The organism is Streptomyces sp. NPDC048277 (assembly GCF_040652235.1).
GTDB lineage: Bacteria > Actinomycetota > Actinomycetes > Streptomycetales > Streptomycetaceae > Streptomyces.
The window spans coordinates 539,945-561,901 of the sequence record NZ_JBEZLQ010000003.1; the positions used below are offsets into that span (position 1 = coordinate 539,945).

The window sequence follows — 21,957 nt, forward strand, 5'->3', positions numbered from 1 at the left end:
CATGGATACGACTTCGGCTTCGTACGGCCGGCTCGTCCCGGGCATCGTGGGGATGACGCTGGTCGGTAGCAGCGTCACCGTCTCGCACGGGCTCGTCGACGCCCCGCTGTTCACCACCCAGGCCGTCAGGTACGCGGTCGCCACCGTGATTCTCCTGGTCGTCGCCCGTGTCGCCGGCGCTCGACTCGTGTGGCCGCGCGGCCGGGAATGGCTCTGGCTGGCCGGACTGGCGATCACGGGCCTGGTGCTCTTCAACGTGGCCGTGGTGCGAGGTGTCGCGCACGCGGAGCCCGCGGTGATCGCGGTCGCCGTGGCGTGTGTGCCGGTGGTTCTCGCGGCGGTGGGCCCGTTGCTGGAGCGGCGGTCGCCGAGCCGTCAGGTCCTGGTGGCCGCGCCCGTGGTCGTGGCGGGCGCGGTGCTGGTGGAGGGGACGGGGCGCTCGGACTCCGTCGGAGTGGCGTGGGCGGCGCTGGCCCTCGGGTGCGAGGCCGGATTCACCCTGCTCGCGGTTCCGGTGCTGCGGCGGCACACCCCGTGGGGAGTGTCCGTGCACGCGACCTGGCTGGGCGCCGTACTGCTGACAGTACTCGGCACCACGGTGGAAGGGCCGTCGGCCGTACGGGAGTTGTCCGGGTCCCAGTGGGCCGCCGTCGGCTATCTGGCACTGATGGTCACGGCGGTCGCGTTCGTGCTGTGGTACTCGACGGTCCGCGCGGTCGGGGCCGGACGGGCCGGGCTGCTCACCGGCATCGCCCCGCTCGCCGCGGCGGCCGCGAGCGCCGCCGGGGGCACCGGCGCGCCCGCCCCGTCGGTCTGGGCGGGCATCGGCGTCGTCGTCATCGGCCTGGTCGCCGGCCTGCGGCCACGTGGCGCGCGCGAGGGGCAAGTCGCGGACACTGCCCGGCTGCCCGCGCCGGACCAGGCGCCCACCTCGGCTCACGCCGGGTAGCGGACACGGCGCCTGGCCGGAAACCGGGCGAGCGGCCCCGCGGACGCCTTCCCTGCGTGGACCGAATGTCGGACGCGTTCCCCCCGCCGCCGGGTGCCGCCGCCCAGTTGGAACCGCTCGGGTCACTGGTCGCCGTCGGCAACGTCGCGACGCTGCCGTTCCTCGCCGGACGGCTGCCGGATCCGACGACGGGCGATCCCGAACCGTCCGTCGACGACGACGTCTACGACACCTGTCGGTGGATCGCGCCGGAGCGGGACGACGCGCTCGCGCGGTTCCCGGGACTGTGCGCCCGCGTCCCGCGGCTCAGGTCGAGGTGACGCGTGTGCTCAGCCCGACGTCAGCTGCCGGACGGGGGTCCCGGCGAGGAAGGCGGTGATGTCCTCCACGGCCTCGGTGTAGAAGGTGCGGTAGTTGCCCTGGCTGACATAGCCGAGGTGCGGTGTGGCGAGCACGTTCGGCAGGGAGCGGAACGGATCGTCGGCGGGGAGGGGTTCGGTCTCGAACACGTCGAGTCCCGCCCCGGCGATCCAGTTCTCCCGCAGGGCACGCAGCAGCGCCGGCCGGTCGACGATGGCGGCGCGGGAGGTGTTGACCAGGTAGGCGTCCGGGCGCATCGCGCGCAGTTCCGGCTCGCCGAGCAAGCCGCGGGTGCGGTCGGACAGTACGAGGTGGACGGAGACGAAGTCGCTGCGGGAGAGCAGGTCCTGCTTGCTCGCGGCGAGTCGGGCTCCGGCCTCGGCGGCACGCTCTGCGGTGAGGTTCTCGCTCCAGGCGAGGACCTCCATGCCGAAGGCGGTGGCAACCCGGGCGACCCGTGTGCCGATCTTGCCGAGTCCGAGCAGGCCCAGGGTGCGGCCGGCGAGGTCCTGGCCGACCGTGGACTGCCAGGGCCCGCCCTCGCGCAGGGCGCGGTTCTCCGTGCTGACGTGCCGGGCCAGGCCCAGCAGGAGCGCCCAGGTCAGTTCGACGGGCGGGGTGGCGCTGCTCGCGGTGCCGCAGACGGTCACGCCCTGGGCGGCAGCGGCGGCGAGGTCGACGGAGGCGTTGCGCATGCCGGTGGTGACCAGCAGGCGCAGCCGGGGCAGTCGCCGCAGGAGGTCCGCGTCGAAGGGAGTGCGCTCCCGCATGATCACGACGATCTCGCAGTCGGCGAGTTCGGCGGCGAGCCTGTCCCGGTCGGCGATGTACTCGCGGAGCGTGCGTACCTCCACCTTTCCGGCGAGGGGGCTCCAGTCGGCCAGGGTGAGGGCGGCACCCTGGTAGTCGTCCAGTACGGCGCAGCGGAGGGTCATACGGGCGTTCTGCCTTTCATCGGTCCGCACGCCGGGTGCGGGTGAAATGGTTGACGACGGTGGTGGCGGCCAGGGCTCCGAGCAGTGGCGCCAGCAGGTACACCGCCAGGAACGGGGTGTCGCCCGCGAGCACGGCCGGACCGAACTGGCGGACGGGGTTGGCCACTCCGCCGGAGAGTGTGCCGAAGGCGATGATCTGCGCGGCGATCAGGGTACCCACCGCCCACGGGGTGAACGGGCCGAGTCGACGACTGGAGACGCCGATTCCCGCGACGCCGACGATGCCGAACATGGTCATCGCCTCAACCGCGGCGACGGCGGCCCAGGACCAGTCGGCCGCGGGGCGGACGGCGGCGTAGTCCACGCCCGGGCCGGCCACGACGCCTCCCCAGACGAGCCGGCCGGCCAGCGTCCCCAGGACAGAACCGGCCAACTGTGCGGTGACGAAGGGCAGTACATCCCGGGCGGGCGTTCTGCCGTAGCGCCACATGGCGAGGGTGATGGCCGGGTTGACGTGGCCGCCGGTGCGTCGGCCCCAGGGCGAGAGCATGATCGCGGTGATGGTGTAGCCGGCGATCGGGGCGAGGACGAGCAGCCTGCCGTGGGGCGTGTTCCACCAGCCGCCGTCGGCGTGGGCTACGGCGTCGGCCGGGTGCAGGGTGCCCATCAGCCAGCGGGTCGCGGTGACCACCACGAACAGCATGGCCGTGGTGAGGGCGAGTTCGAGCGCGGCGCCGTGAAGGGTGCGCCGCCACGCGAGGGGTTCGGCGGGGCCGGATGCCGTCGGTGTGCCCACCCGGTCCAGGGCGTCCATCACAGCGGGTCCGTCCAACCGGCGTCGGACCGGGTCAGTACGAAGGCGACGATCGTGCCCGCGGCCAGGAGCAGGGTGGCGACGAGCAGCGGCAGCGCGGGGCTGCCGTGCTGGACGGCGATCGCCCCGACCAGGCCGCCGGTGAACATGGCCAGCGCCGAGAGGGCGCGGCGGCCGGCCTTGCCGCCCTTGCCGCCGGCGGCCCTGCTGTCGGCGGCCATGCCGGTGATGGTCAGCGTCAGGACGGTGGTGGTGAGGTCCGGGACGGCCAGGGCGCGGGCGGCGGCGTTCTGGACGCCCATGGCGAGGCCGAGCAGCGCGATCAGAGGGTACCGAGCGGTGTCGTCGTACGGAGCTCCGACGCTCTGGGCGACGACGTAGGCCGCCAGGACCAGGACGGTCTCCAGGACGAGTGCCAGGTGGAGCACCCGGCCGCGGTGGGCCCGGGCCCCGTGCGCCACCCGGCCGCCCAGCAGGGCGCCCCCGGCGAAGGCGGCGAGCGCGGCCAGCGAGGCGACGAGCGAGAAGCCGGCGGCACCGGCGAGGGCGAAGCCGGAGAAGACGACGTTGCCGGTCATGTTGGCCACGAAGACATGGCCCAGCACGAGGTAGCTGAAGGCGTCCACCAGGCCGGTGACCACGGTCAGAGCGAGCATCAGCGGGGGGAGCGGGCCGTGCCGGTCCCGCCGGTCGGGCACCACGGTGGTCCACGCGTCCCGCAGTACGGCGTGCATGTGTGTCACTCCCGTTCGAAGGTCACCAGGGGCCGGACCCAGACTGCTCCGGCCCCCTCCCGGACATGTGCGGTCAGTCCTCGGCCGTGGCCTCGGCCATGACCTTGTCCGCGGTGCGGAACGCCTCCAGGGCCGCCGGGGCGCCGCAGTAGACGCCTGTCTGGAGCAGGACCTCCTGGATCTGTTCGACGGTGCAGCCGTTCGTCAGCGCGCCGCGCACATGGCCGGACAGCTCGTTCATCTTGCCGAGCGCGGTCAGCATGGCGATGTTGACCAGGCTGCGGGTGGCCCGGTCCAGGCCGGGACGGTTCCACACCGTCCCCCAGCAGGCCTCCGTCACCCACTCCTGTACGGGACGGGTGAAGTCGCTGGCGGCCGCCAGGTTGCGCTCGACGAACTCGGCGCCGAGGACCTCCTTGCGGATGCGCAGTCCCTCTTCGAAGCGGCTGTTGTCCGTGCGGTCGTTCTCCGTCATGGCGGTGCCTTTCACTTGCCCGCGAACTTGGCGCCGAGCAGGTTGGGGTCCTTCTGCGTGAAGTACGCGGCGCTCGGGACGAGGATCCGGTCGCCGCGGATCGCGAGGGAGGTGGGGCCCTCCAGCCCGTCCTTGGCGGTGAGGACGATGGTGTGGCTGCCGTTCGGCTTCACCAGCGCCACCTCGTTGGTGCTGTTGAGGGCGACGAGCAGGGTGTCGCCCTTGCCGGTGAAGGCGAGGTCGTCCGCGGCCGGGAGGCCGGTGGCGACGGTGCGGACGTGACCGGCGGCGCCGTGGCGGCCCACGGGGATGCGCAGCACGGTGCCAGCGTCGAGGTCGGTCGCCCAGACCGCGCCGTTGTGCACCTTGATGCCGTTGGCACCGAGGAAGCTCTGCTGCGCCAGGGCCTTGTCCGTGGACCAGGCGGTGACCTTGCCACCCTTGACGGGCGCGCGCCAGATGGTGCCCAGGACCGAGTCGGCGGCGTAGAGATGGCCCGAACGGGCGTCCAGGGCCAGGCCGTTGGGCAGGCCCTTCGCGGGGAGCGCGGCGATGCGCTGCGGCCTGCCGCCGGGGCGCAGCTTCCAGATACCGGTCAGGTCGGCGGTGCCGGTGGCGTAGTTGAAGTACAGGGTGCCGTCCTTGGCGCGGACGATGCCGCCGAGGAACGGCGAGGACAGCACGGGGGTGGTGGAACCGGCCGCGGGGGCCGGCAGGGTGGCGAGGACCTTCACCTTGCCGTCGGGCCCGATCGCGGCGATCTGGCGGGACAGGGCGAAGGTGACGGCCACCGAGTCGTGCGGCAGCAGGGTGATGTTCTCCGGCTGCTGGCCTGCGGCCAGGTCCAGGTGCGCGACGATGCGCGGCGCGGACACCGGGGCGGTGGCGGCCGAGGCCGGGACGGAGGTCGCGGCCAGGGCTCCGGCCGCCAGGGCGGTCACAGCGACGGACGAAACCACGTGCTTGGTCGACATGGGGATCCATTCGGGACAGGAACCAACGTTCGCGCCCAGCCTGGGGCCCGACAGTCCCAGCAGTCCAACATATGGATCAGCACGCAGCGATCGGCAATACCGATCGACCGCCCACCGCCCACCTGCCGGTCCCGCCCGACGCCGGCCCACCGGTCCAGGCCACCGCCCGCCCACCGGACCCACCCGACGCCGGCCCACCGGCCCCGGCCACCGCCCGCCCACCGGACCCACCCGACGCCGGACCACCGGCCCCGGCCACCGCCCGCCCACCGGACCCGGCCACCGCCCTCCCGCCGGACCCGACCACCACCCGCCTACCTTCCCTCCCCCACGCCCCCATGCCGTTCGATGACGTGCAGGAACGCGGCGGCGGCCGGCGCCAGTCTCTTGCCGTCGTAGACCACCGAGACGTGGTGGACGGCCTCCTCGTCCGCGATGGCGAGGATGCGGGCGCCGTCCGGCGGCTCGTCCTCGGCCTTGAGACCCAGCGCCGATCCGGGCCCGAGGATGGAGGAGCGGGGCACGACCGTGACCCCGACGCCCCGGGAGGCGAGGCGGATCATGTCGTACATCTGCCCGACCTCGAAGTGCCGGCCGGGGTCCACGCCCGCGCGGGCGAAGGCCGCCTCGACCTGGCGGCTCAGCCCGGTGCCCCGGGAGAACTGGATGACCTGGTCACCGTCCGGGAGGTCGCCGAGAGCGATCATCCCGCGTTCGGCCAGGGGGTGTTCACGGGAGACGACCACCACGAGCGGGTCCCTGCCCAGCAGCCGGTGGTCGAGGCCCTCCGGCACCTGGCGGGGGCCCAGCCCGACCACGGCGAGGTCGAGTCGGCCGGACAGCACGTCGGCGGCCATCTCGGAGCTGGGCGCGTTGGTGACGTGGAAGTCGATGCCCGGGTAGCGGACGTGGTAGTCGGCCATCACGTCGACCATGTCGAAGGGGCAGGCCAGGGTCTGCACCAGGCCCAGGCGCAGCCGCCCCCGGCGCAGGCCCGCCAGCGCGTCCAGGGCGGCCTGGGCGTTCTCCACGTCGGACAGGACGCGCCGGGCCAGCGGTTCGAGCAGTTCGCCGGCTGCGGTCAGCCGTACGGAACGGCTGGTGCGGCTGAACAGCGTGGCCCCGACGTCCTTCTCCAGCCGGGCGATCTGCTGGCTGAGCGCGGACTGCGCCACGTAGCAGTTGGCCGCGGCCTGCGTGAAGCTGCGCGTGTCGGCCACGGCCAGGAAGTACCTCAGATGCCGTAGCTCCATGAGCCTTGATCCATCTGTTGAGCCGATCGATACGAGCTGATCCATGTGTTGGACCGATTCTCACTGCTCAGCCTAGCGTTTCGAAGCGCCGCCAGACGACCCTCCCCCACTGCCGCATGCGTGGGGGGACCCCAAGGAGCACCAACGTGTCCAGCACCACCATGCCCGTGGCCGGTGTCCGCCCGTACGAAGGCAGCCGGCACCCGGCCGATCTCGTCGTACGCAACGGTCGTATCCACACCGGCGATCCCGCCCGCCCCGCCGCCTCCGCCGTGGCGATCACCGACGGGGTGTTCACCGCCGTCGGCGACGACGCCACCGTCGCCCCGTACATCGGCCCGGCCACCCGCGTCGTTGACGCGCTCGGCCGGCGTGTCGTCCCCGGTCTCAACGACTCCCATCTGCACGTCATCCGCGGTGGCCTCAACTACCTGCTGGAACTGCGCTGGGACGGTGTCCGTTCGCTGCGCACCGCCCTGCGCATGCTGCGCGAGCAGGCCGAGCGCACGCCGCGGGGCCAGTGGGTCCGGGTGGTCGGCGGCTGGACCGGCGAGCAGTTCGCCGAGAAGCGGCTGCCGACCGTCGCCGAGCTGAACGCCGCGGCCCCCGACACCCCCGTCTTCGTCCTGCACCTCTACCAGTCGGCGATCCTCAACCGCGCCGCGCTGGAGGCCGTCGGCTTCACCCGCGACACCCCCAATCCGCCCGGCGGCGAGATAGTCCGGGACTTCGCCGGGAACCCCACCGGCGTCCTGCTCGCCGCGCCCGCCGCCGGGCTCCTGTACTCCACCCTCGCCAAGGGCCCGGTGCTCGCCCCCGAGGACCAGCTCGGCTCCACCCGCCACTACCTGCGCGAGCTGAACCGGTTCGGCATCACCAGCGCCATCGACGCGGCCGGCGGCTTCCAGAACTTCCCCGACAACTACGCCGCCGTCACCGAACTCGCCCAGCGCGGCGAACTGACCGTGCGCATCGCCTACCACCTCTTCCCGCAGACCGCCGGACAGGAACTGGACGACCTGCGCCGCTGGATCGGCATGGTCTCCCCCGGCGACGGCGACGCGTGGCTGCGCTGCAACGGCGCCGGCGAGAACCTCGCCTGGTCCCCCGCCGACTTCGAGAACTTCGCCGAGCCGCGCCCCCAGCTGTCGCCGCGCGCCAAGGAGGAGTTGGAGGCGGCCGCCCGGCTGCTCCTGGAGAACGGCTGGGGCTTCCGGCTGCACGCCACCTACGACGAGACGATCCGTCAGGATCTGGACGTCTTCGAGAAGATCGCCGCGGACGGCGGCTTCCCGCCCGGCACCCGCTGGCTGTTCGACCACGCCGAGACCGTCAGCCGGAGCAGCCTGGAGCGCATCAAGGCGCTCGGCGGGGCCATCTCCGTGCAGAACCGCATGATGTTCCAGGGCAGGGCCTTCGTCGACCGCTACGGCCCCGAGCGCGCCCAGACCGCTCCCCCGATCCGCGCGATGCTCGACACCGGCCTGCACGTCGCCGCCGGCACCGACGCCACCCGCGTCTCCAGCCACAACCCATGGCTGTCCCTGTCCTGGCTGGTCACCGGCCGCACCATCGGCGGCACCCGGCTCTATCCGGCCGAGAACCGCCTCGACCGCGCCAAGGCCCTGGAGCTGTACACCAGCGCCGGCGCCCACCTCACCGGCGAGCAGGACGTCAAGGGCACGATCAGCGAGGGCAGGTACGGCGATCTGGCCGTCCTGTCCGCCGACTACTTCTCGGTGGCCGCCGAGGACATCGACCGCATCGAGTCGGTGCTGACGGTGGCCGGTGGCAAGGTGGTGTACTCCGCCCTGGACTACGAGAACATCGCCGCCCCGCTGCCGGAGATCAGCCCGGCCTGGAGCCCGGTCGCCCGCTTCGGCGGCTTCCAGGCCGCCGAGCCCGGCGGCGTCCGGCAGGCCCGTGCCCTCACCGAGGCCGCGGCCGACTCCGAGGAGCAGCGTGCCTGGCGCGCGCGCCGTGGCGACTTCGACAACGTCCCGCGGCTCGGTCCGGTCGATGTCCTGGACGGCTGTTTTTAGTACAACTCTTGTCCAACGGCCGTAGCATGCACGGTCGTTGATCTTGTAGGCCGGAGTGGTCCCGGCGGTCTGCCGGGACCGGTCCATCCCTTGTGGAGCAGACCATGACAGCGTCGACGACGCGTGACAGCACCGCTTCCCGGGCCGAATCGTCCTGGGCGCCGCTGGCGGCGCCGGTGTTCCGGGCCCTGTGGATCGCACAGTTCGTGTCGAACGTCGGCACCTGGATGCAGACGGTCGGCGCCCAGTGGCTGCTCCTCGGGCACGGGGCCACCCTCGTCACCCTCGTCCAGACCGCCTCCAGCCTGCCCGTCGTACTGCTCGCGCTGCCCTCCGGAGTGCTCGCCGACCGCTTCGACCGGCGGCGGCTGCTGGTGGCCGCGCAGTTCGCCATGTGCGCGGTCGCCGCGGTCCTCACCGTGCTGGCGTTCGCCGGCGGGCTCACGCCCGGGCCGCTCCTCGCCCTGACCTTCCTGCTCGGCTGCGGCACCGCCCTGATGGGCCCGGCCTGGCAGGCGATCCAGCCGGAGCTGGTCGACCGGAGCCAGCTCGGGCAGGCGTCCGCGCTGGGCGCGGTCAACATGAATCTGGCCCGCGCCATCGGACCGGCCGTCGGCGGTGTGCTGGTCGCCGCGGCGGGCGCGGGCTGGACCTTCGCCTTCAACGCGGTGTCCTACCTGGGCATCGTGATCGTGCTGCTGCTGTGGAAGCGCCCGCCGGCCCCACCGGTCCCGGCCGCCCAGCGCGAACGGTTCCTCACCGCCCTGTACGCGGCCCGCCGTTACGTCCGGAACGCGCCCGGCATCCGCCGCATCCTGCTGCGCGCCGCCCTGTTCATCCCCGGCGCCGCCGCCGTGTGGTCCCTGCTCCCGCTGGTCGCCGGCGAATCGCTCGGCCTCGGCTCCGGCGGGTACGGCCTGCTGCTGGCCGCCGTCGGCATCGGCGCGGTCAGCGGCGCGTTCCTGCTGCCGCGCATCCGCGGGACACTGGGCGCCAACGGCACGCTCGCGGTCGGCGCCGTGGTCTTCGCGGCCGTCCTGGCCGTCCTGGCCACCGTCCACCTCACCTGGGTCGTCGCGCTCGCGCTGCTGCCCGCCGGGCTGGCCTGGATCGGCGTCCTCTCCACCCTCAGCGCCGCGACCCAGACCCGGCTGCCCGGCTGGGTACGGGCCCGGGGGTTGGCCGTCTACCTCCTGGTCTTCCAGGGCGGCCAGGCCCTCACCGCACCGCTGTGGGGCGCCCTGGCCCAGTGGCTGGGCCTGACCGGCGCGCTGCTGGTCGCGGGTGCCCTGCTCCTGCTGACCGCCGTGAGCGTGCGCCGGTGGCCGCTGTACGACGCCGCCCACATCGACCCGACCCCCTCCGACCACTGGCCCACCCCGCCGCTGGTCTTCGAACCCGGCCCGGCCGACGGCCCGGTGCTCGTCTCCGTCGTCTACCGCGTCGCCCCCGACGACCGCGCCGCCTTCACCGACGCCATGCGGAACGTGGCCCGCTCCCGGCGCCGTACCGGAGCACTCACCTGGGGCCTGTACGAGGACGGCAACGAACCGGGCCGCTTCATCGAGAACTACCTCACCGGCTCCTGGGCGGAACACCTCGCCCAGCACCACTCCCGCCTCACCAGCACCGACCGTCACTTCGAGGAACGGGCCCGCGCGCTCCTGCTGCCCGGCACCGAGCCGGAGGTCACCCACGCCTTCGACGCCGTCACCGGGCCCAGCGCGCACACCGGCTGAACCAGCACATCGAACAGAGAGAACCCACATGACCGCCATACGTGGCACGGACGTGTCCATCCGCACCCAGGACGGCACCGCCGACGCCTACTTCGCGCACCCCGCCGACGGAACCGCCCACCCCGCGGTGGTGTTGTACATGGACGCCTTCGGTCTGCGCCCGCAGCTCAAGGCCATGGCCGACCGGCTCGCCGGGGCCGGATACACCGTGCTCGCCCCGAACGTGTTCTACCGGCACGGGAGCGCCCCGGTGGTGCCGCTGCCCGAGTTCATCGCGGACGCCGACCGCCCGGCCCTCTTCGAGCCGATCATCCCGCTGATGGGCGACCTGACCGGGGACGCCGTGGCCCGCGACTCCGCCGCCTATCTGGACTGGCTGGCCACCCGCCCCGAGGCCGCCCCCGGACCGGTCGGCACCACCGGCTACTGCATGGGCGCCCGCCTGGCCCTGCTCACCGCCGGCCACCACCCCGGCAAGGTCGCCGCCGCGGCCGGCTTCCACGGTGCCGGCCTGGCCACCGACGCCCCCGACAGCCCCCACCTGCTCGCCGACCGCATCATCGCCGAGCTCTACTTCGGCCACGCCGACAACGACCCCTCCATGCCGCCCGAGCAGATCGAACGCCTCGACAAGGCCCTCACCGAAGCGGGCGTCACGCACCACGCCGACGTCTACGCCGAGGCCGCCCACGGCTACACCATGGCCGACACCGACCGGTTCGACGCCGGGCCCGCGGAACGGCACTGGACCGCGCTGCTCGACCTGTTCGGCCGCGCCCTCTGAGCATCCCGCCCCGCAGGAACCCGACGGAACAAGGAACAAGGAGCAGCCTCCCGTGGCAAAGCTGGAGATCATCGTCGCGAGCACGCGACCCGGCCGGATCGGCCTCACCATCGGCGAGTGGTTCGAGGCCCGCGCCAAGGAACACGGCGGATTCGACGAGGTCGAACTGGTGGACCTCGCCGAGGTGAACCTGCCGTTCATGAACGAGCCGCACCACCCGCGGCTGGGCAGGTACACCCACCAGCACACCCGTGACTGGAGCGCCAAGGTCGCGGAGGCGGACGCCTTCGTGTTCGTGATGCCGGAGTACAACTACGGCTACAACGCCGAGCTGAAGAACGCCATCGACTACCTGCACCGCGAGTGGCACTACAAGCCGGTCGGCCTGGTCAGCTACGGCGGTGTCTCGGCCGGTACCCGGGCCGCCCAGATGATCAAGCAGGTGGTGACCACCCTGAGGATGACGCCGGTCTTCGAGTCCGTGTCGATTCCCTTCGTGCACCAGTTCCTCGACGAGGAGGAGGGGCTGGTAGCCAACGAGGTCATGAACGCCTCCGCCCCGGCGATGCTCGACGAACTCGTGCGCGTCGAGGAAGCCCTGCGCCCCTTGCGCGACGCGCCGGCGCAGTCCTAGCCGCCGATCCTCTGCGGGCGCCCCGACCGGGGGCGCCCGCTCGTCCCGTTGTCCCGACCCTGGGGGTCAGTCTCCCGCCGTCCCGGAGATCAGCGGGAAGCCCTTCAGGATCTGCTGGAGGTGAATGACCTGCCGGGGGATGAACTCCGCGATCGTGAGGCCGACGACGTCCCCGGCCCCGTCGAGGTCGGCGACGACGCGCCGTACCTCGCTGCTGGTGAGCCCGTCCGGTTCGGGACCGAGGCCCAGGACGATCTCGTTGCTGTCGACCGTGTCGACGTCGAAGTGGACGGCCAGCCGCGAGCACCCGGTGGCCGCGAGCCAGTCGAGCAGCGGCTGCGAGGACTCCCGGAGTTCGTCGGGCGCGAAGGTCTTCAGGCCCCACCCGGTGATGTTCGCGGTGACGTCGGGCTGCCACGAGTGCAGCCCTACCAGCGCGACCCGGTCCGGGGAGACGGTCGCCGGGAGCAGCTTCAGCACGTCCGGGTCGCCCTGGCCGACGAGCGCGGAGACCGCCATCGCGTGGTAGCCCTCGTACCCGGTCTCGGGGGTGTCGACATCGGGGTGCGAGTCGATCCAGATGACGGCCAGGTCGTCGCCGTAGCGGCGGGCGAGTTCCGCGAACGGCGCGACGCTGACCGCGCATTCGCCGCCGAGCGTGGCGATCCGCGCCGGGTCGTGCTCACGGATGATCTCCAGGGCCCGCGCCAGCTGTGCGACGACGACGTCCTTGGCCTCGACGCCGTCGCGCAGCTCGGTGCCCTCGTCGGTCATCGTCACCGGCACCGTCGCGGTGGGGCCGTCGTGCGGCGGCAGCACGGCTTCGAGCACCGCCGAGCCGACGGAGTAGCTCCGGCGGGCCACGTCGAACGGGAACTCGGAGGCGAACAGCCTGACGCTGGAGGACCCGGCGCCCTGCCACTGGGGCCAGACCAGGCGCAGATGGACATCCTCGTGATCCGTCACGGGATTTCCCTTCCTTGTAGTTCCCACCCGGTGTCGAGCTCGACCGAGGCGAAGCCGACCAGCAAGCAGGGGTGACGGCGGCTGTCAGGAGCGGGCCCCGTCCCGGGTCAGGCGCCCACGTAGGTCGCCAGGTGTTCGGCGGTGCGGGTGGAGCGGGCGGCGACCAGGTCGGCCGGGGTGCCCTCGAAGACGATCCGGCCGCCGTCGTGGCCGGCGCCGGGGCCGAGGTCGATGATCCAGTCGGCGTGGGCCATCACCGCCTGGTGGTGTTCGACGACGATGACCGACTTGCCGGAGTCCACCAACCGGTCCAGCAGGCCGAGGAGTTGCTCTACATCGGCAAGGTGCAGACCCGCGGTCGGCTCGTCGAGGACGTAGACGCCGCCCTTGTCGGCCATGTGCGTGGCCAGCTTGAGGCGCTGGCGTTCGCCGCCGGACAGGGTGGTCAGCGGCTGGCCGATGGTGAGGTAGCCGAGGCCGACGTCGACGAGTCGCCGGAGGATGCGGTGGGCCGCCGGGGTGTGCGCGGCGCCCGCGGCGAAGAACTCCTCGGCCTCGCTCACCGGCATCGCCAGCACCTCGCTGATGTCACGGCCGCCGAGGTGGTAGTCGAGGACCGACGCCTCGAACCGCTTCCCGTCGCACTCCTCGCAGGTGGTGGCGACGCCGGCCATCATCGCCAGGTCGGTGTAGATGACACCGGCGCCGTTGCAGGTGGGGCAGGCGCCCTCCGAGTTGGGGCTGAACAGCGTGGGCTTGACGCCGTTCTCCTTGGCGAAGGCCTTGCGGATCGGGTCGAGCAGTCCGGTGTACGTCGCCGGGTTGCTGCGCCGGGAGCCGCGGATCGCGCCCTGGTCGACCGAGACCACCCCGGCGCCCCCGGGGATCGAACCGTGTACGAGGGAGCTCTTGCCGGAGCCGGCGACGCCGGTGACGACGGTCAGTATGCCGAGGGGGATGTCGACGTCGACGCCCTGGAGGTTGTGGGTGGACGCGCCTCGGATCTCCAGCGCGCCGGTGGGCTTGCGGACGCTCTTCTTGAGGGAGGCCCGGTCGTCGAAGTGGCGGCCGGTGATGGTGCCGCCGGTCCGCAGGCCTTCGACGGTGCCTTCGAAGCAGACGGTGCCGCCGCCCGCGCCGGCGCCGGGGCCGAGGTCGACGATGTGGTCGGCGATCGCGATGACCTCCGGCTTGTGCTCCACGACGAGGACCGTGTTCCCCTTGTCGCGCAGGCGCAGCAGCAGGCCGTTCATGCGCTGGATGTCGTGCGGGTGCAGGCCGGTGGTGGGCTCGTCGAAGACGTAGGTGACGTCGGTGAGCGAGGAGCCGAGGTGGCGGATCATCTTGGTGCGCTGGGCCTCGCCGCCGGACAGGGTGCCGGCCGGCCGGTCGAGCGAGAGATAGCCGAGGCCGATCTCCACGAACGACTCCAGGGTGTGCCGGAGCGTGTCGAGCAGCGGTGCCACCGACGGCTCGTCGAGACCCCTGACCCATGCGGCCAGGTCGCTGATCTGCATCGCGCAGGCGTCGGCGATGCTGATCCCGTCGATCTTCGAGGAGCGGGCGCCCTCGCTCAGGCGGGTGCCCTCGCAGTCGGGGCAGGTGGCGAAGGTGACCGCGCGGTCCACGAACTCGCGGATGTGCGGCTGCATCGACTCCTTGTCCTTGGAGAGCATCGACTTCTGGATGCGCGGGATCAGACCTTCGTAGGTCATGTTGATGCCCGCGATCTTCATCCGGGTCGGCTCGCGGTGCAGGAAGTCGTGAAGTTCCTTCTTGGTGAACTTGCTGATCGGTTTGTCCGGGTCGAAGAAGCCGGACTCGGCGTAGAGGCGGGAGTTCCAGCCGCCGCCCTTGTAGCCGGGGACGGTGATCGCGCCCTCGCTGAGGGACAGGGTCTCGTCGAAGAGCTGGGAGAGGTCCAGGTCGGTGACGGCGCCGCGGCCCTCGCAGCGCGGGCACATGCCGCCGGTGATGCTGAAGCTGCGGCGCTCCTTGACCTTCTGTCCGGCGCGTTCGACGGTGACGGCGCCCGCCCCGCTGATCGAGGCGATGTTGAAGGAGAACGCCTTCGGCGAGCCGATGTGCGGCGTGCCGAGGCGGCTGAAGAGAATCCGCAGCAGGGCGTTGGCGTCGGTGGCGGTGCCGACGGTGGAACGGGGGTCGCCGCCCATCCGCTGCTGGTCGACGATGATCGCGGTGGTGAGGCCGTCGAGGACGTCGACCTCGGGGCGGGCCAGGTTCGGCATGAAGCCCTGGACGAAGGCGGGATAGGTCTCGTTGATCAGCCGCTGCGACTCGGCGGCGATGGTGTCGAACACCAAGGAGCTCTTGCCCGAGCCGGAGACGCCGGTGAAGACGGTCAGCCGGCGCTTGGGGATCTCGATACTGACGTCCTTGAGGTTGTTCTCGCGCGCGCCGTGCACACGGATCAGGCCGTGTGTGTCGGCCACGTGAGGTGTGGACGTCTGCGTCTCGGTCGTTCTGGCCATGCTCAAACCCGTCTCCATCCGCTGCGCGGGGCCTCCGTCGACGGCCGCCACGCTAGCCGGGGTGGAAACACTAGCGCTTCTCCATTACTGACCGATTCGTGCGTACCGGGGCAACGCCGGAGTGACGCGGCGCTGCCCGTCGTAGCGGCGGGGGGCTCAGCCGAACCAACGGGTGAGGGCCGGTTCCAGGGGTGTGCCGTCGGTGGTGGACCAGGCGATGTAGCCGTCGGGCCGGATCAGCAGGGCCTCGGCGCCCTCGACGTCCTCGACGGTCTTCGCCACGATGTGCTCGACCCGGTCGGACCGGTCGCCCACGGACCTCTGCCCGCCGTCGAGGGAGAGCAACAGGCCGCGGCCGGAGTGCATCAGCCGGCTCACCCGGGTCGGACCGGCCGCGGTGGTCAGCTCCAGGTCGATCATCCGGGGGCCGAGACCGGGGTACCGGACGTCGAGACCGGACATCAGGCCCGAGACGTAGCGGTTGGTGTCGGGCAGGCGGAGCAGTTCGGTCGCGAGGGTGCGGACCGCCGCGACCTCCTCGTCCTGGCCGGGGTTCATGAGCACGGCCTGGGCCCGGGTGTGTTCCAGTACACGTGCCGCGACCGGGTGCCGTTCGTCGTGATAAGTGTCCAGCAGCCCGGCGGGCGCCCAGCCGCGCACCTCGGCGGCCAGCTTCCAGCCCAGGTTGACCGCGTCCTGGACGCCCAGGTTCACGCCCTGGCCGCCGATCGGCACATGGATGTGTGCCGCGTCCCCGGCGAAGAACACCCGTCCTTCGCGGTATCGCTCGACCTGCCGGACGGCGTCGCTGAACCGGGAGGCCGCGCGCAGCTCGCCGAGTTCCGTCTCCCGTCCGTACACGGCGTACAGCGCCTCGCGCACCTCGTCGGAGGTGACGGGTGCCTCGCGGCCCGGGCCGTCGCCGGAGAGTTTGCCGTAGATCAACCGGTACCGGTCGCCGTCGAGGGGGTGCAGGATGGTGAAGTAGCCGCCGGCGGTCCGGGGGTACTGGCTGAAGTGCCCGCGGCCGGTGGGGACCGTGTCGGACCGGGAGGCGAGGGTGAGGTCCACGGCCACGGCGGACATCCGGCCCGCCCGTCCGGGGAAGGGGACGCCCAGGGCCGACCGGACCGTGCTGTGTGCTCCGTCGCACGCGACGAGGTAGCTGCCGCGTATCTCCCCGACCGTGACGCCGTCCGCGTCCTGCTCCACCGCCGACACCTCGTGTCCGCGCAGCACGGGTACGCCCCGCTCGACGAGACGCTGTTCGAGGAACGCCTCCAACCGGGCCTGCGGGAGGATGACCGGGTACGGATGGCGGGTGCGCCAGGGCCGACAGTCCAGCGCGACGGGCAGCATGGCGAAATGCCCCCCGTCGGTGTTGCGGGACGGCGCGTCGGCGAGCAGGGGGTCCAGCAGCCCGCGCAGGTCAAGCACTTCGGCGGTGCGCGGTTGCAGTCCGCCCGCCCGGGACTGGGGGGTGCGGGTGTGCTGCCTTTCCAGAACCACGACCGGTACGCCGGCCAGCGTCAGTTCATGGGCCAGCATCAGGCCGGTCGGACCTGCCCCCACCACGATGATCTCGGTTCGCATGACGCCTCCTGAAATGCACTCGGTGCAAGAATGCACTCAGTCTACCATCGGGTAGACTGAGTGCATGAATCAGCGGATGGGCCTGCGGGAAAGCAAGAAGGAACGCACCCGGGAGACGATCTCGGCGACGGCGATCCGCCTCTTCCTGGACAGGGGCTTCGACCAGGTCTCGATCACCGAGATCGCGGAAGCGGCGGAGGTCTCCCGGCGGACCCTTTTCGTGTACTTCCCGACCAAGGAGGACCTCGTCCTGCACCGGTTCGCCGACCACGAGAGCGAAGCGGCCCGTGTCGTGCGCGGGCGTACGGCCGGCCGGCCGCCGCTCGACGCGCTGCGGGAGGCGCTGCTGGACGCGTTGGCGCGGCGGGACCCGAACACCGGCCTCAACGACACTCCCGAGATCATGGCCTTCCTGAGGATGGTCTTCGTCACGGAGAGCCTGGCCGCGCGGCTGACGCGGTACACGTCCCGCGGGATCGAGGCGCTCACCGAGGCGCTGCGGGAGGCCGGCATCGGTCCGCTGGTCGCGCGGCTCGCGGCCGCTCAGGTGATCGTGGTGCAGCGGGAACTCGCCGTCATGAACCAGACGCGTCTGGCGGACGGTGAGTCCGCCGACGAACGCTACCCGGAGGCCGTACGAGCGGCCCACCAGGCGTTCGACCTCCTCGACGACGGCCTGAGAACCCACCTCACCGGCGCGGAACGGCCCTGAAGGAGCCGTTCTCGCTCGCCGTCAGCACGCCTTGCACACACGCACCGGACACCCCTCATCCTCACCGGCCGTGGGAGTTCCCTCCGCACATGTCGCCGGGAACCACGCGCCGGCCCGCCACCAGATCGATGACCAGCTCGGCGCCGCCCCAGGCCGCCCGGAGTTCTCCCGCGCCGAACTCCTGCCGGCAGGCCGGGTTGTCCAGATGGGGTGGGCACGGCTCGGGGTCGGGCAGCGCGCCGTCGACCGTGAACGCCCCGCTCCAGGCGAGGTCCAGTCGACGGCCGTCCCGTGCCGTCCACGCCACCCGCGGATCGCCGTGCCGGTCCCGGCCGAAGTCGGGTGCGGCAAGTGCGTCGGTGAACTCGGCGAAGGAGCCGTCCACCGCGCGCCGTCCGACGGTCGCCACATAGGCGCGCCCGTCGCCGGCGGGCGTCCAGGCCTGCCGGGCCTCGTCACCGGTGGTGTCCGGGCGGAAGCCGCCCTCGGCCGCCACCGCGACATAGCCGTCCCCGACGCGTCCGGCGAGCCAGCAGCCGTACTCCCGCCACTCGTCGAGGAGTTCGGCCGGGAACCACAGATGGGTGGTCGCGGTGCCGTCCGGGATGCGGTGCAGTACGAGGACGGTGTCGCGGTGCTGGCGGGCGCGCGGGAGGATGCGCTGCCCGGCCCAGGCGTTCGGGCGGGCCGAGGAGCTGATGGTGTCGGCGGCCGGGTGGGTGGCGAACACCTGGACCTCCGCGCCGAGGGTGGCACCCCAGATGTGCTCCTGGAGCCCGGGCAGGCCCGCCCGGTAGTCCTGCACACTGGACAGCATGGCGTCGGGGGTGCGCCAGATGCGCAGGTCGGAGTCGTACGGGCGGCTCAGCAGGTCGTGGTGGAGGCGGTAGCCGCCGCGGTAGACCTGGCGGCCGTCCCATTCCTGCGGCGGTTCGGAAGCGATCGCGGGGATCACCGGCGGCACGCGGTAGTGCGCGGCGGTCGCCAGGACGGTTGCGGGCAGGACCGCGCCGTTCAGTGAACCGACGCCCCACAGCAGCCACATGACGGGCGCGGTCTCCTCGAAGCGGGAGGAGCGCAGGGTCGGGGTGTAGGAGCGGCCGTGGGCGGCGCCGTGCACGCCGCGCCAGGAGTTGGCGGCGAGGGTGAGCAGCACCTTGTCGAGGAGCGCCTCGGCCAGCCGGCGCAGGTCGTCCGACCCGGCGAACTCCACCAGCGACACCAGGGCCAGGGTGTCGATCGCCAGATAGGCGTTGGAGTCGAACTCGCTGAAGCCGCCCGCGAGTTTGCGCCGCATCCACTCCTCGGCGAGGGCGTGCCCGTGCTCGGCGTGGCGGCGGCCGGTCCAGCCGGTGTTGGTGAACTCCTCGTCGGGGAACAGCTCTCCGGCCAGGAGTTCGGCGGTGTGCCAGACGAACTGGTGGTTCTCGGTGAAGTAGCACATCGCGTCCAGACCGGGCTGGTCGATCCAGTACTTGAACCCGGTCAGCGCGCGGCGCACCCGCTCCCGCTGCCCCGGTTGCCAGCAGCCGCCGGGGATGCGGTGCCACAGGTGGACCAGGCCGACGGCCTCGAAGTCGGCGCAGTCGGCGCGGCTGTCGAGCATCGTCAGCGGGCCGTCCAGGTCGGCCCGGTCCAGCGGGACTTCGGGGCCGAGGGCCTGCCGGGCGAGGGCCCGGGCCGCGCCGGGGGTGGCCCGGCCGACGTGCTGCAGCAGTTCGGTGCGCCAGACGGCGGGATCACCGGTCGGCGCCGCGCGGCGCTGCGGGGGCAGGGTGGCGACCCGGGCCACCCGGAACACCGGTGCGAGGGGGTCGTCGGCGGTGATGCGCAGCACGTTCTCGCCGGTGTCCAGCATGGACGCGGCGTTCTCGGTGTCCGGTGAGCGCCTTGCCGGCGCCACTGGAGCGGCCCCTTTCTCCGGCAGGACGACCGGCTCGGCGGGCCGGCCGTCCACCGACACCCGCAGGCGGCCGCCGGCCGGCCCGGAGATCCAGGTACGGCCGTCGGCGCAGGCCCACGGGCCCACCGCGACCGACTCCAGCAGCTGCTCGGCGGCGCGCGAACGGTACTCGTCGGCTCCCGGCGAGGGGACGACCACACGGACCGGGAGGCCGTCGATCCGCAGGCTCGCCGTATGACGGACCTCGCGGAAGGCGACCTGCCAGGTGGCCAGGTGCACGGTCGTCGGGCCGGACCGCAGCCGGACCCGGAGGCGGTGCCGGAGCGGCTCCATGTACCCGAAGTCCTCGCCGGAGAGCACCGGTTCGCCGTCGACGAAGAGCACGAAGGGGCCGGTGCAGCCGACTTCGAGCTCGCGGTACTCGGCCTGGTCCACCTCCAGGACGGTGCCGGCGAGCGCGTGCCGGTACTCGGGGGTGAAGCAGAACTGGCTCCAGTCGAGCAGACCGTCCTCGCCGGTGTGTTCGCGCTGCCAGTGCGCCGAGGAGACCGAATCACCCGCGGAGCGGGTCCAGTCGAACGCCGTGCCCTCGGCGAGGGCGGGCAGCGGCTGGTCGGTGAGCAGGGGGTGGAGGCCGTAGAGGCGGCGTTTGAGCGGTGCGACGTCGGGGCCGTTGGTGAGCACCCACCGGCCGTCGTCGCCCCACGGGCTGCCGGTGGCGGACAGGACCCGGTCCAGGTCGTCGCAGGCACTGCGCCACGCGGGGCTGACCAGCCAGTCGCGCACGAGGCCGTCGCGGTCCAGCGAGTGCACCGTACGGCCGGTGGGCTGGAGTGACGTCACTTGATCGCTCCTTGGGAGATACCGGAGATGATGTGGCGTTGCAGCAGCAGGTAGAGGATCACGACCGGCACGATCGACACGACCGACACGGCCAGGATCTGGTTGAAGGGAATCGCCTGCTGGCTCGCGAAGCGGGCGATGGCCACCGGCAGGGTCTGCTTGGACTCGTCCTGGGCGACGATCAGGGGCCACAGGAAGTCGTTCCAGCGCCAGATCACGGAGAAGATGGCGACCACGGCCAGAGCGGGGCGGCTCAGCGGCAGGATGATCCGCAGGAAGATCCTGAACTCCCCCGCGCCGTCGATGCGGGCCGCCTCGATCAGTTCGTCGGGGAGCGTGAGCATGTACTGCCGTAGCAGGAACACGCCGGTGGGGGTCGCCGCCGGCGGGATGATGAGACCGAGCAGGGAGTTGGTCATCCCGAACGAGGAGACCACCTGGTAGACCGGCAGCAGGATCACCTGGAGCGGGATCATGATGGTCGACAGGGTGATGAGGAAGAGCAGGTTGCGGCCCCGGAAGTTGTACTTGGCCAGGGCGTAGGCGGCCATGGAGTTGATCGCCAGGGTGAGGAGGGTGGCGGCGGCCGTGACGATCACGCTGTTGGTCAGGTACCGCGCGAAGTCGAAGGCGCGCAGCCCGGTCGTGTAGTTGTCGAGGGTCGGGTGGTGCGGCCACAGGGTGGGCGGCGCGGCGGCGAGTTCCTGCCGGGTCTTGAAGGAGGAGAGCGCGGCCCAGGCCACGGGGGCGAGGACCACCAGCGCGCCGATGGTGAGCAGGGTGGCACGGACGACGGCCGCCGTCCCGGGGGTACGGCCGGTCGCCGAGGTCCAGGTGGCTCCGGATCTGCCGACGGCCCGGACGCGCGGCGGGGCCTGGATGCTCATATCGCCTCGCTCCGCCGGCCGGCCAGGTAGTTCAGGAAGGTGACGGCGAACACCACGCAGAAGAGGATCACGGCCGCGGCACTGGCCATGCCGTACTGGATCGGATAGCTGAAGCCGTGCTTGTAGATGTACTGGACGATGAGGGTGGTGGCGCCGACCGGCCCGCCGCCGCTGAGGGTGTAGATGTAGTCGAAGGCCTGGAACCCGGCGATGGTGGAGAGGATGACGACGACCGCGACGGTGGGGCGCAGCAGCGGGAGGGTGATCCGGCGGATGCGCTGCCACTCGCCGCATCCGTCGATGCGGGCCGCCTCGTAGATGGTGGTGTCGATGGCCTGGAGGCCGGAGAGCAGGATCAGGGCGTAGAAGCCGAGGTGGATCCAGACACCGACGAGGACGACGGTCACCATGGCGAGGTCCGGTGAGACCAGCCAGCCGGGCCGGCCGAGCCCCATGGCGGACACGACCTCGTCGACCAGGCCGGTCTGCCGGTCCAGGGCGGCTTTCCAGACGATGCCGACGACGACCGGGGAGATCATGAGCGGGAGCAGATAGGCCGCGCTCAGGGCACCCCGGCCGCGCCGCTGGGCGTGCAGTGACAGGGCCAGGGCGATGGCCAGCACCGTGGAGGCCGCCACGAACCCCGCCGTGAACAGCAGCGTGTGACGGGCCACCGTCCAGAAGTCGCTGTCGCTGAGGATGGTGCCGTAGTTGGAGGTACCGACGCTGCGGAAGGTGAGGCCGTCGCCGCTGTCGTAGAAGCTCAGGTTGAAGCCGTTGAGGGCGGGCCAGATGGTGAAGACGGCGAACACGGCCATGTTGGGGAGGACGAACAGGTACGGGACGAGTTTCCGCTTCCGCGTCATGG

The 21,957-nt window shown here is 72.0% G+C and carries 19 protein-coding genes; 7 read left to right on the top strand and 12 right to left on the bottom strand.

Annotated elements, in window-relative coordinates; translation table 11 throughout:
* The first annotated feature begins 1 nt into the window (after window position 1).
* Window positions 2-949 (top strand): DMT family transporter, encoded by a 948-nt coding sequence (locus AB0D85_RS10010; protein WP_362316433.1) that lies wholly within the window; start codon window positions 2-4, stop codon window positions 947-949.
* Between the two features lie 65 nt (window positions 950-1,014).
* Window positions 1,015-1,269 (top strand): hypothetical protein, encoded by a 255-nt coding sequence (locus AB0D85_RS10015; RefSeq protein WP_362316435.1) that lies wholly within the window; start codon window positions 1,015-1,017, stop codon window positions 1,267-1,269.
* Between the two features lie 9 nt (window positions 1,270-1,278).
* Here AB0D85_RS10015 and AB0D85_RS10020 read toward each other — a convergent pair whose 3' ends face one another.
* From AB0D85_RS10020 to AB0D85_RS10045, 6 genes are all read right to left on the bottom strand, one after another.
* The gene (locus tag AB0D85_RS10020; protein WP_362316438.1) at window positions 1,279-2,244 is read right to left on the bottom strand and encodes a D-2-hydroxyacid dehydrogenase family protein; all 966 of its coding nucleotides are present in this window, start codon (window positions 2,242-2,244) and stop codon (window positions 1,279-1,281) included.
* A 16-nt stretch (window positions 2,245-2,260) separates the two neighbouring features.
* Window positions 2,261-3,058, bottom strand: coding sequence for an aquaporin (locus AB0D85_RS10025; protein WP_362316441.1), 798 nt, complete (start codon window positions 3,056-3,058; stop codon window positions 2,261-2,263).
* Window positions 3,058-3,792, bottom strand: coding sequence for a YoaK family protein (locus AB0D85_RS10030; protein ID WP_362316444.1), 735 nt, complete (start codon window positions 3,790-3,792; stop codon window positions 3,058-3,060). Before AB0D85_RS10030 ends, AB0D85_RS10025 begins: the two co-directional genes overlap by 1 nt.
* Window positions 3,793-3,865: 73 nt before the next feature.
* Window positions 3,866-4,267 carry a carboxymuconolactone decarboxylase family protein gene (locus tag AB0D85_RS10035; RefSeq protein ID WP_362316446.1) on the bottom strand — a complete coding sequence of 134 codons (402 nt, stop codon included), beginning with the start codon at window positions 4,265-4,267 and terminating at the stop codon, window positions 3,866-3,868.
* Window positions 4,268-4,278: 11 nt separating this feature from the next.
* Entirely contained in the window at window positions 4,279-5,241 is a 963-nt protein-coding gene (locus AB0D85_RS10040; protein WP_362316449.1) for a hypothetical protein, read from the bottom strand.
* A 314-nt stretch (window positions 5,242-5,555) separates the two neighbouring features.
* Window positions 5,556-6,494 carry a LysR family transcriptional regulator gene (locus AB0D85_RS10045; RefSeq protein WP_362316452.1) on the bottom strand — a complete coding sequence of 313 codons (939 nt, stop codon included), beginning with the start codon at window positions 6,492-6,494 and terminating at the stop codon, window positions 5,556-5,558.
* A gap of 161 nt (window positions 6,495-6,655) precedes the next feature.
* Between AB0D85_RS10045 and AB0D85_RS10050 the strand changes: the two genes are divergently transcribed.
* The 4 genes from AB0D85_RS10050 to AB0D85_RS10065 all read left to right on the top strand — a co-directional run bounded on the left by AB0D85_RS10050 (window position 6,656) and on the right by AB0D85_RS10065 (window position 11,693).
* A complete protein-coding gene (locus AB0D85_RS10050) occupies window positions 6,656-8,536 on the top strand; it encodes an amidohydrolase (protein WP_362316626.1) in 1,881 nt (626 codons plus the stop codon).
* A gap of 104 nt (window positions 8,537-8,640) precedes the next feature.
* Window positions 8,641-10,275: an MFS transporter gene (locus AB0D85_RS10055; protein ID WP_362316454.1), complete on the top strand. Its 1,635-nt coding sequence runs from the start codon at window positions 8,641-8,643 to the stop codon at window positions 10,273-10,275.
* A gap of 28 nt (window positions 10,276-10,303) precedes the next feature.
* On the top strand, window positions 10,304-11,059 hold the full coding sequence (locus AB0D85_RS10060) for a dienelactone hydrolase family protein (protein WP_362316457.1): 756 nt from the start codon (window positions 10,304-10,306) through the stop codon (window positions 11,057-11,059).
* Between the two features lie 52 nt (window positions 11,060-11,111).
* Window positions 11,112-11,693 carry an NAD(P)H-dependent oxidoreductase gene (locus tag AB0D85_RS10065; RefSeq protein WP_362316460.1) on the top strand — a complete coding sequence of 194 codons (582 nt, stop codon included), beginning with the start codon at window positions 11,112-11,114 and terminating at the stop codon, window positions 11,691-11,693.
* A 66-nt stretch (window positions 11,694-11,759) separates the two neighbouring features.
* Here the strand turns inward: AB0D85_RS10065 and AB0D85_RS10070 are convergent, their stop codons facing one another.
* From AB0D85_RS10070 to AB0D85_RS10080, 3 genes are all read right to left on the bottom strand, one after another.
* Complete coding sequence (locus AB0D85_RS10070) at window positions 11,760-12,659, bottom strand: arginase family protein (RefSeq protein WP_362316463.1); 900 nt, start codon at window positions 12,657-12,659, stop codon at window positions 11,760-11,762.
* A 107-nt stretch (window positions 12,660-12,766) separates the two neighbouring features.
* Window positions 12,767-15,151, bottom strand: coding sequence for an excinuclease ABC subunit UvrA (locus tag AB0D85_RS10075; RefSeq protein WP_362316466.1), 2,385 nt, complete (start codon window positions 15,149-15,151; stop codon window positions 12,767-12,769).
* 156 nt (window positions 15,152-15,307) lie between these two features.
* Window positions 15,308-16,744, bottom strand: a complete 1,437-nt coding sequence (locus AB0D85_RS10080) for an FAD-dependent monooxygenase (protein ID WP_362316469.1) — start codon at window positions 16,742-16,744, stop codon at window positions 15,308-15,310.
* A 64-nt stretch (window positions 16,745-16,808) separates the two neighbouring features.
* On the opposite strand from AB0D85_RS10080, the gene AB0D85_RS10085 reads away from it, so the two are divergent.
* Complete coding sequence (locus AB0D85_RS10085) at window positions 16,809-17,456, top strand: TetR family transcriptional regulator (RefSeq protein ID WP_362316472.1); 648 nt, start codon at window positions 16,809-16,811, stop codon at window positions 17,454-17,456.
* A 61-nt stretch (window positions 17,457-17,517) separates the two neighbouring features.
* On the opposite strand, the gene AB0D85_RS10090 is transcribed toward AB0D85_RS10085, so the two are convergent.
* Genes AB0D85_RS10090 through AB0D85_RS10100 form a run of 3 tightly spaced genes read right to left on the bottom strand, consistent with a single transcriptional unit; the run spans window position 17,518 to window position 21,955 of the window.
* A complete protein-coding gene (locus AB0D85_RS10090) occupies window positions 17,518-20,202 on the bottom strand; it encodes a hypothetical protein (RefSeq protein WP_362316475.1) in 2,685 nt (894 codons plus the stop codon).
* Window positions 20,199-21,089, bottom strand: coding sequence for a carbohydrate ABC transporter permease (locus AB0D85_RS10095; RefSeq protein ID WP_362316477.1), 891 nt, complete (start codon window positions 21,087-21,089; stop codon window positions 20,199-20,201). Before AB0D85_RS10095 ends, AB0D85_RS10090 begins: the two co-directional genes overlap by 4 nt.
* Window positions 21,086-21,955 (bottom strand): sugar ABC transporter permease, encoded by an 870-nt coding sequence (locus AB0D85_RS10100; protein WP_362316480.1) that lies wholly within the window; start codon window positions 21,953-21,955, stop codon window positions 21,086-21,088. The genes AB0D85_RS10095 and AB0D85_RS10100 overlap by 4 nt, the downstream gene beginning before the upstream one ends.
* Window positions 21,956-21,957 lie beyond the last annotated feature (2 nt).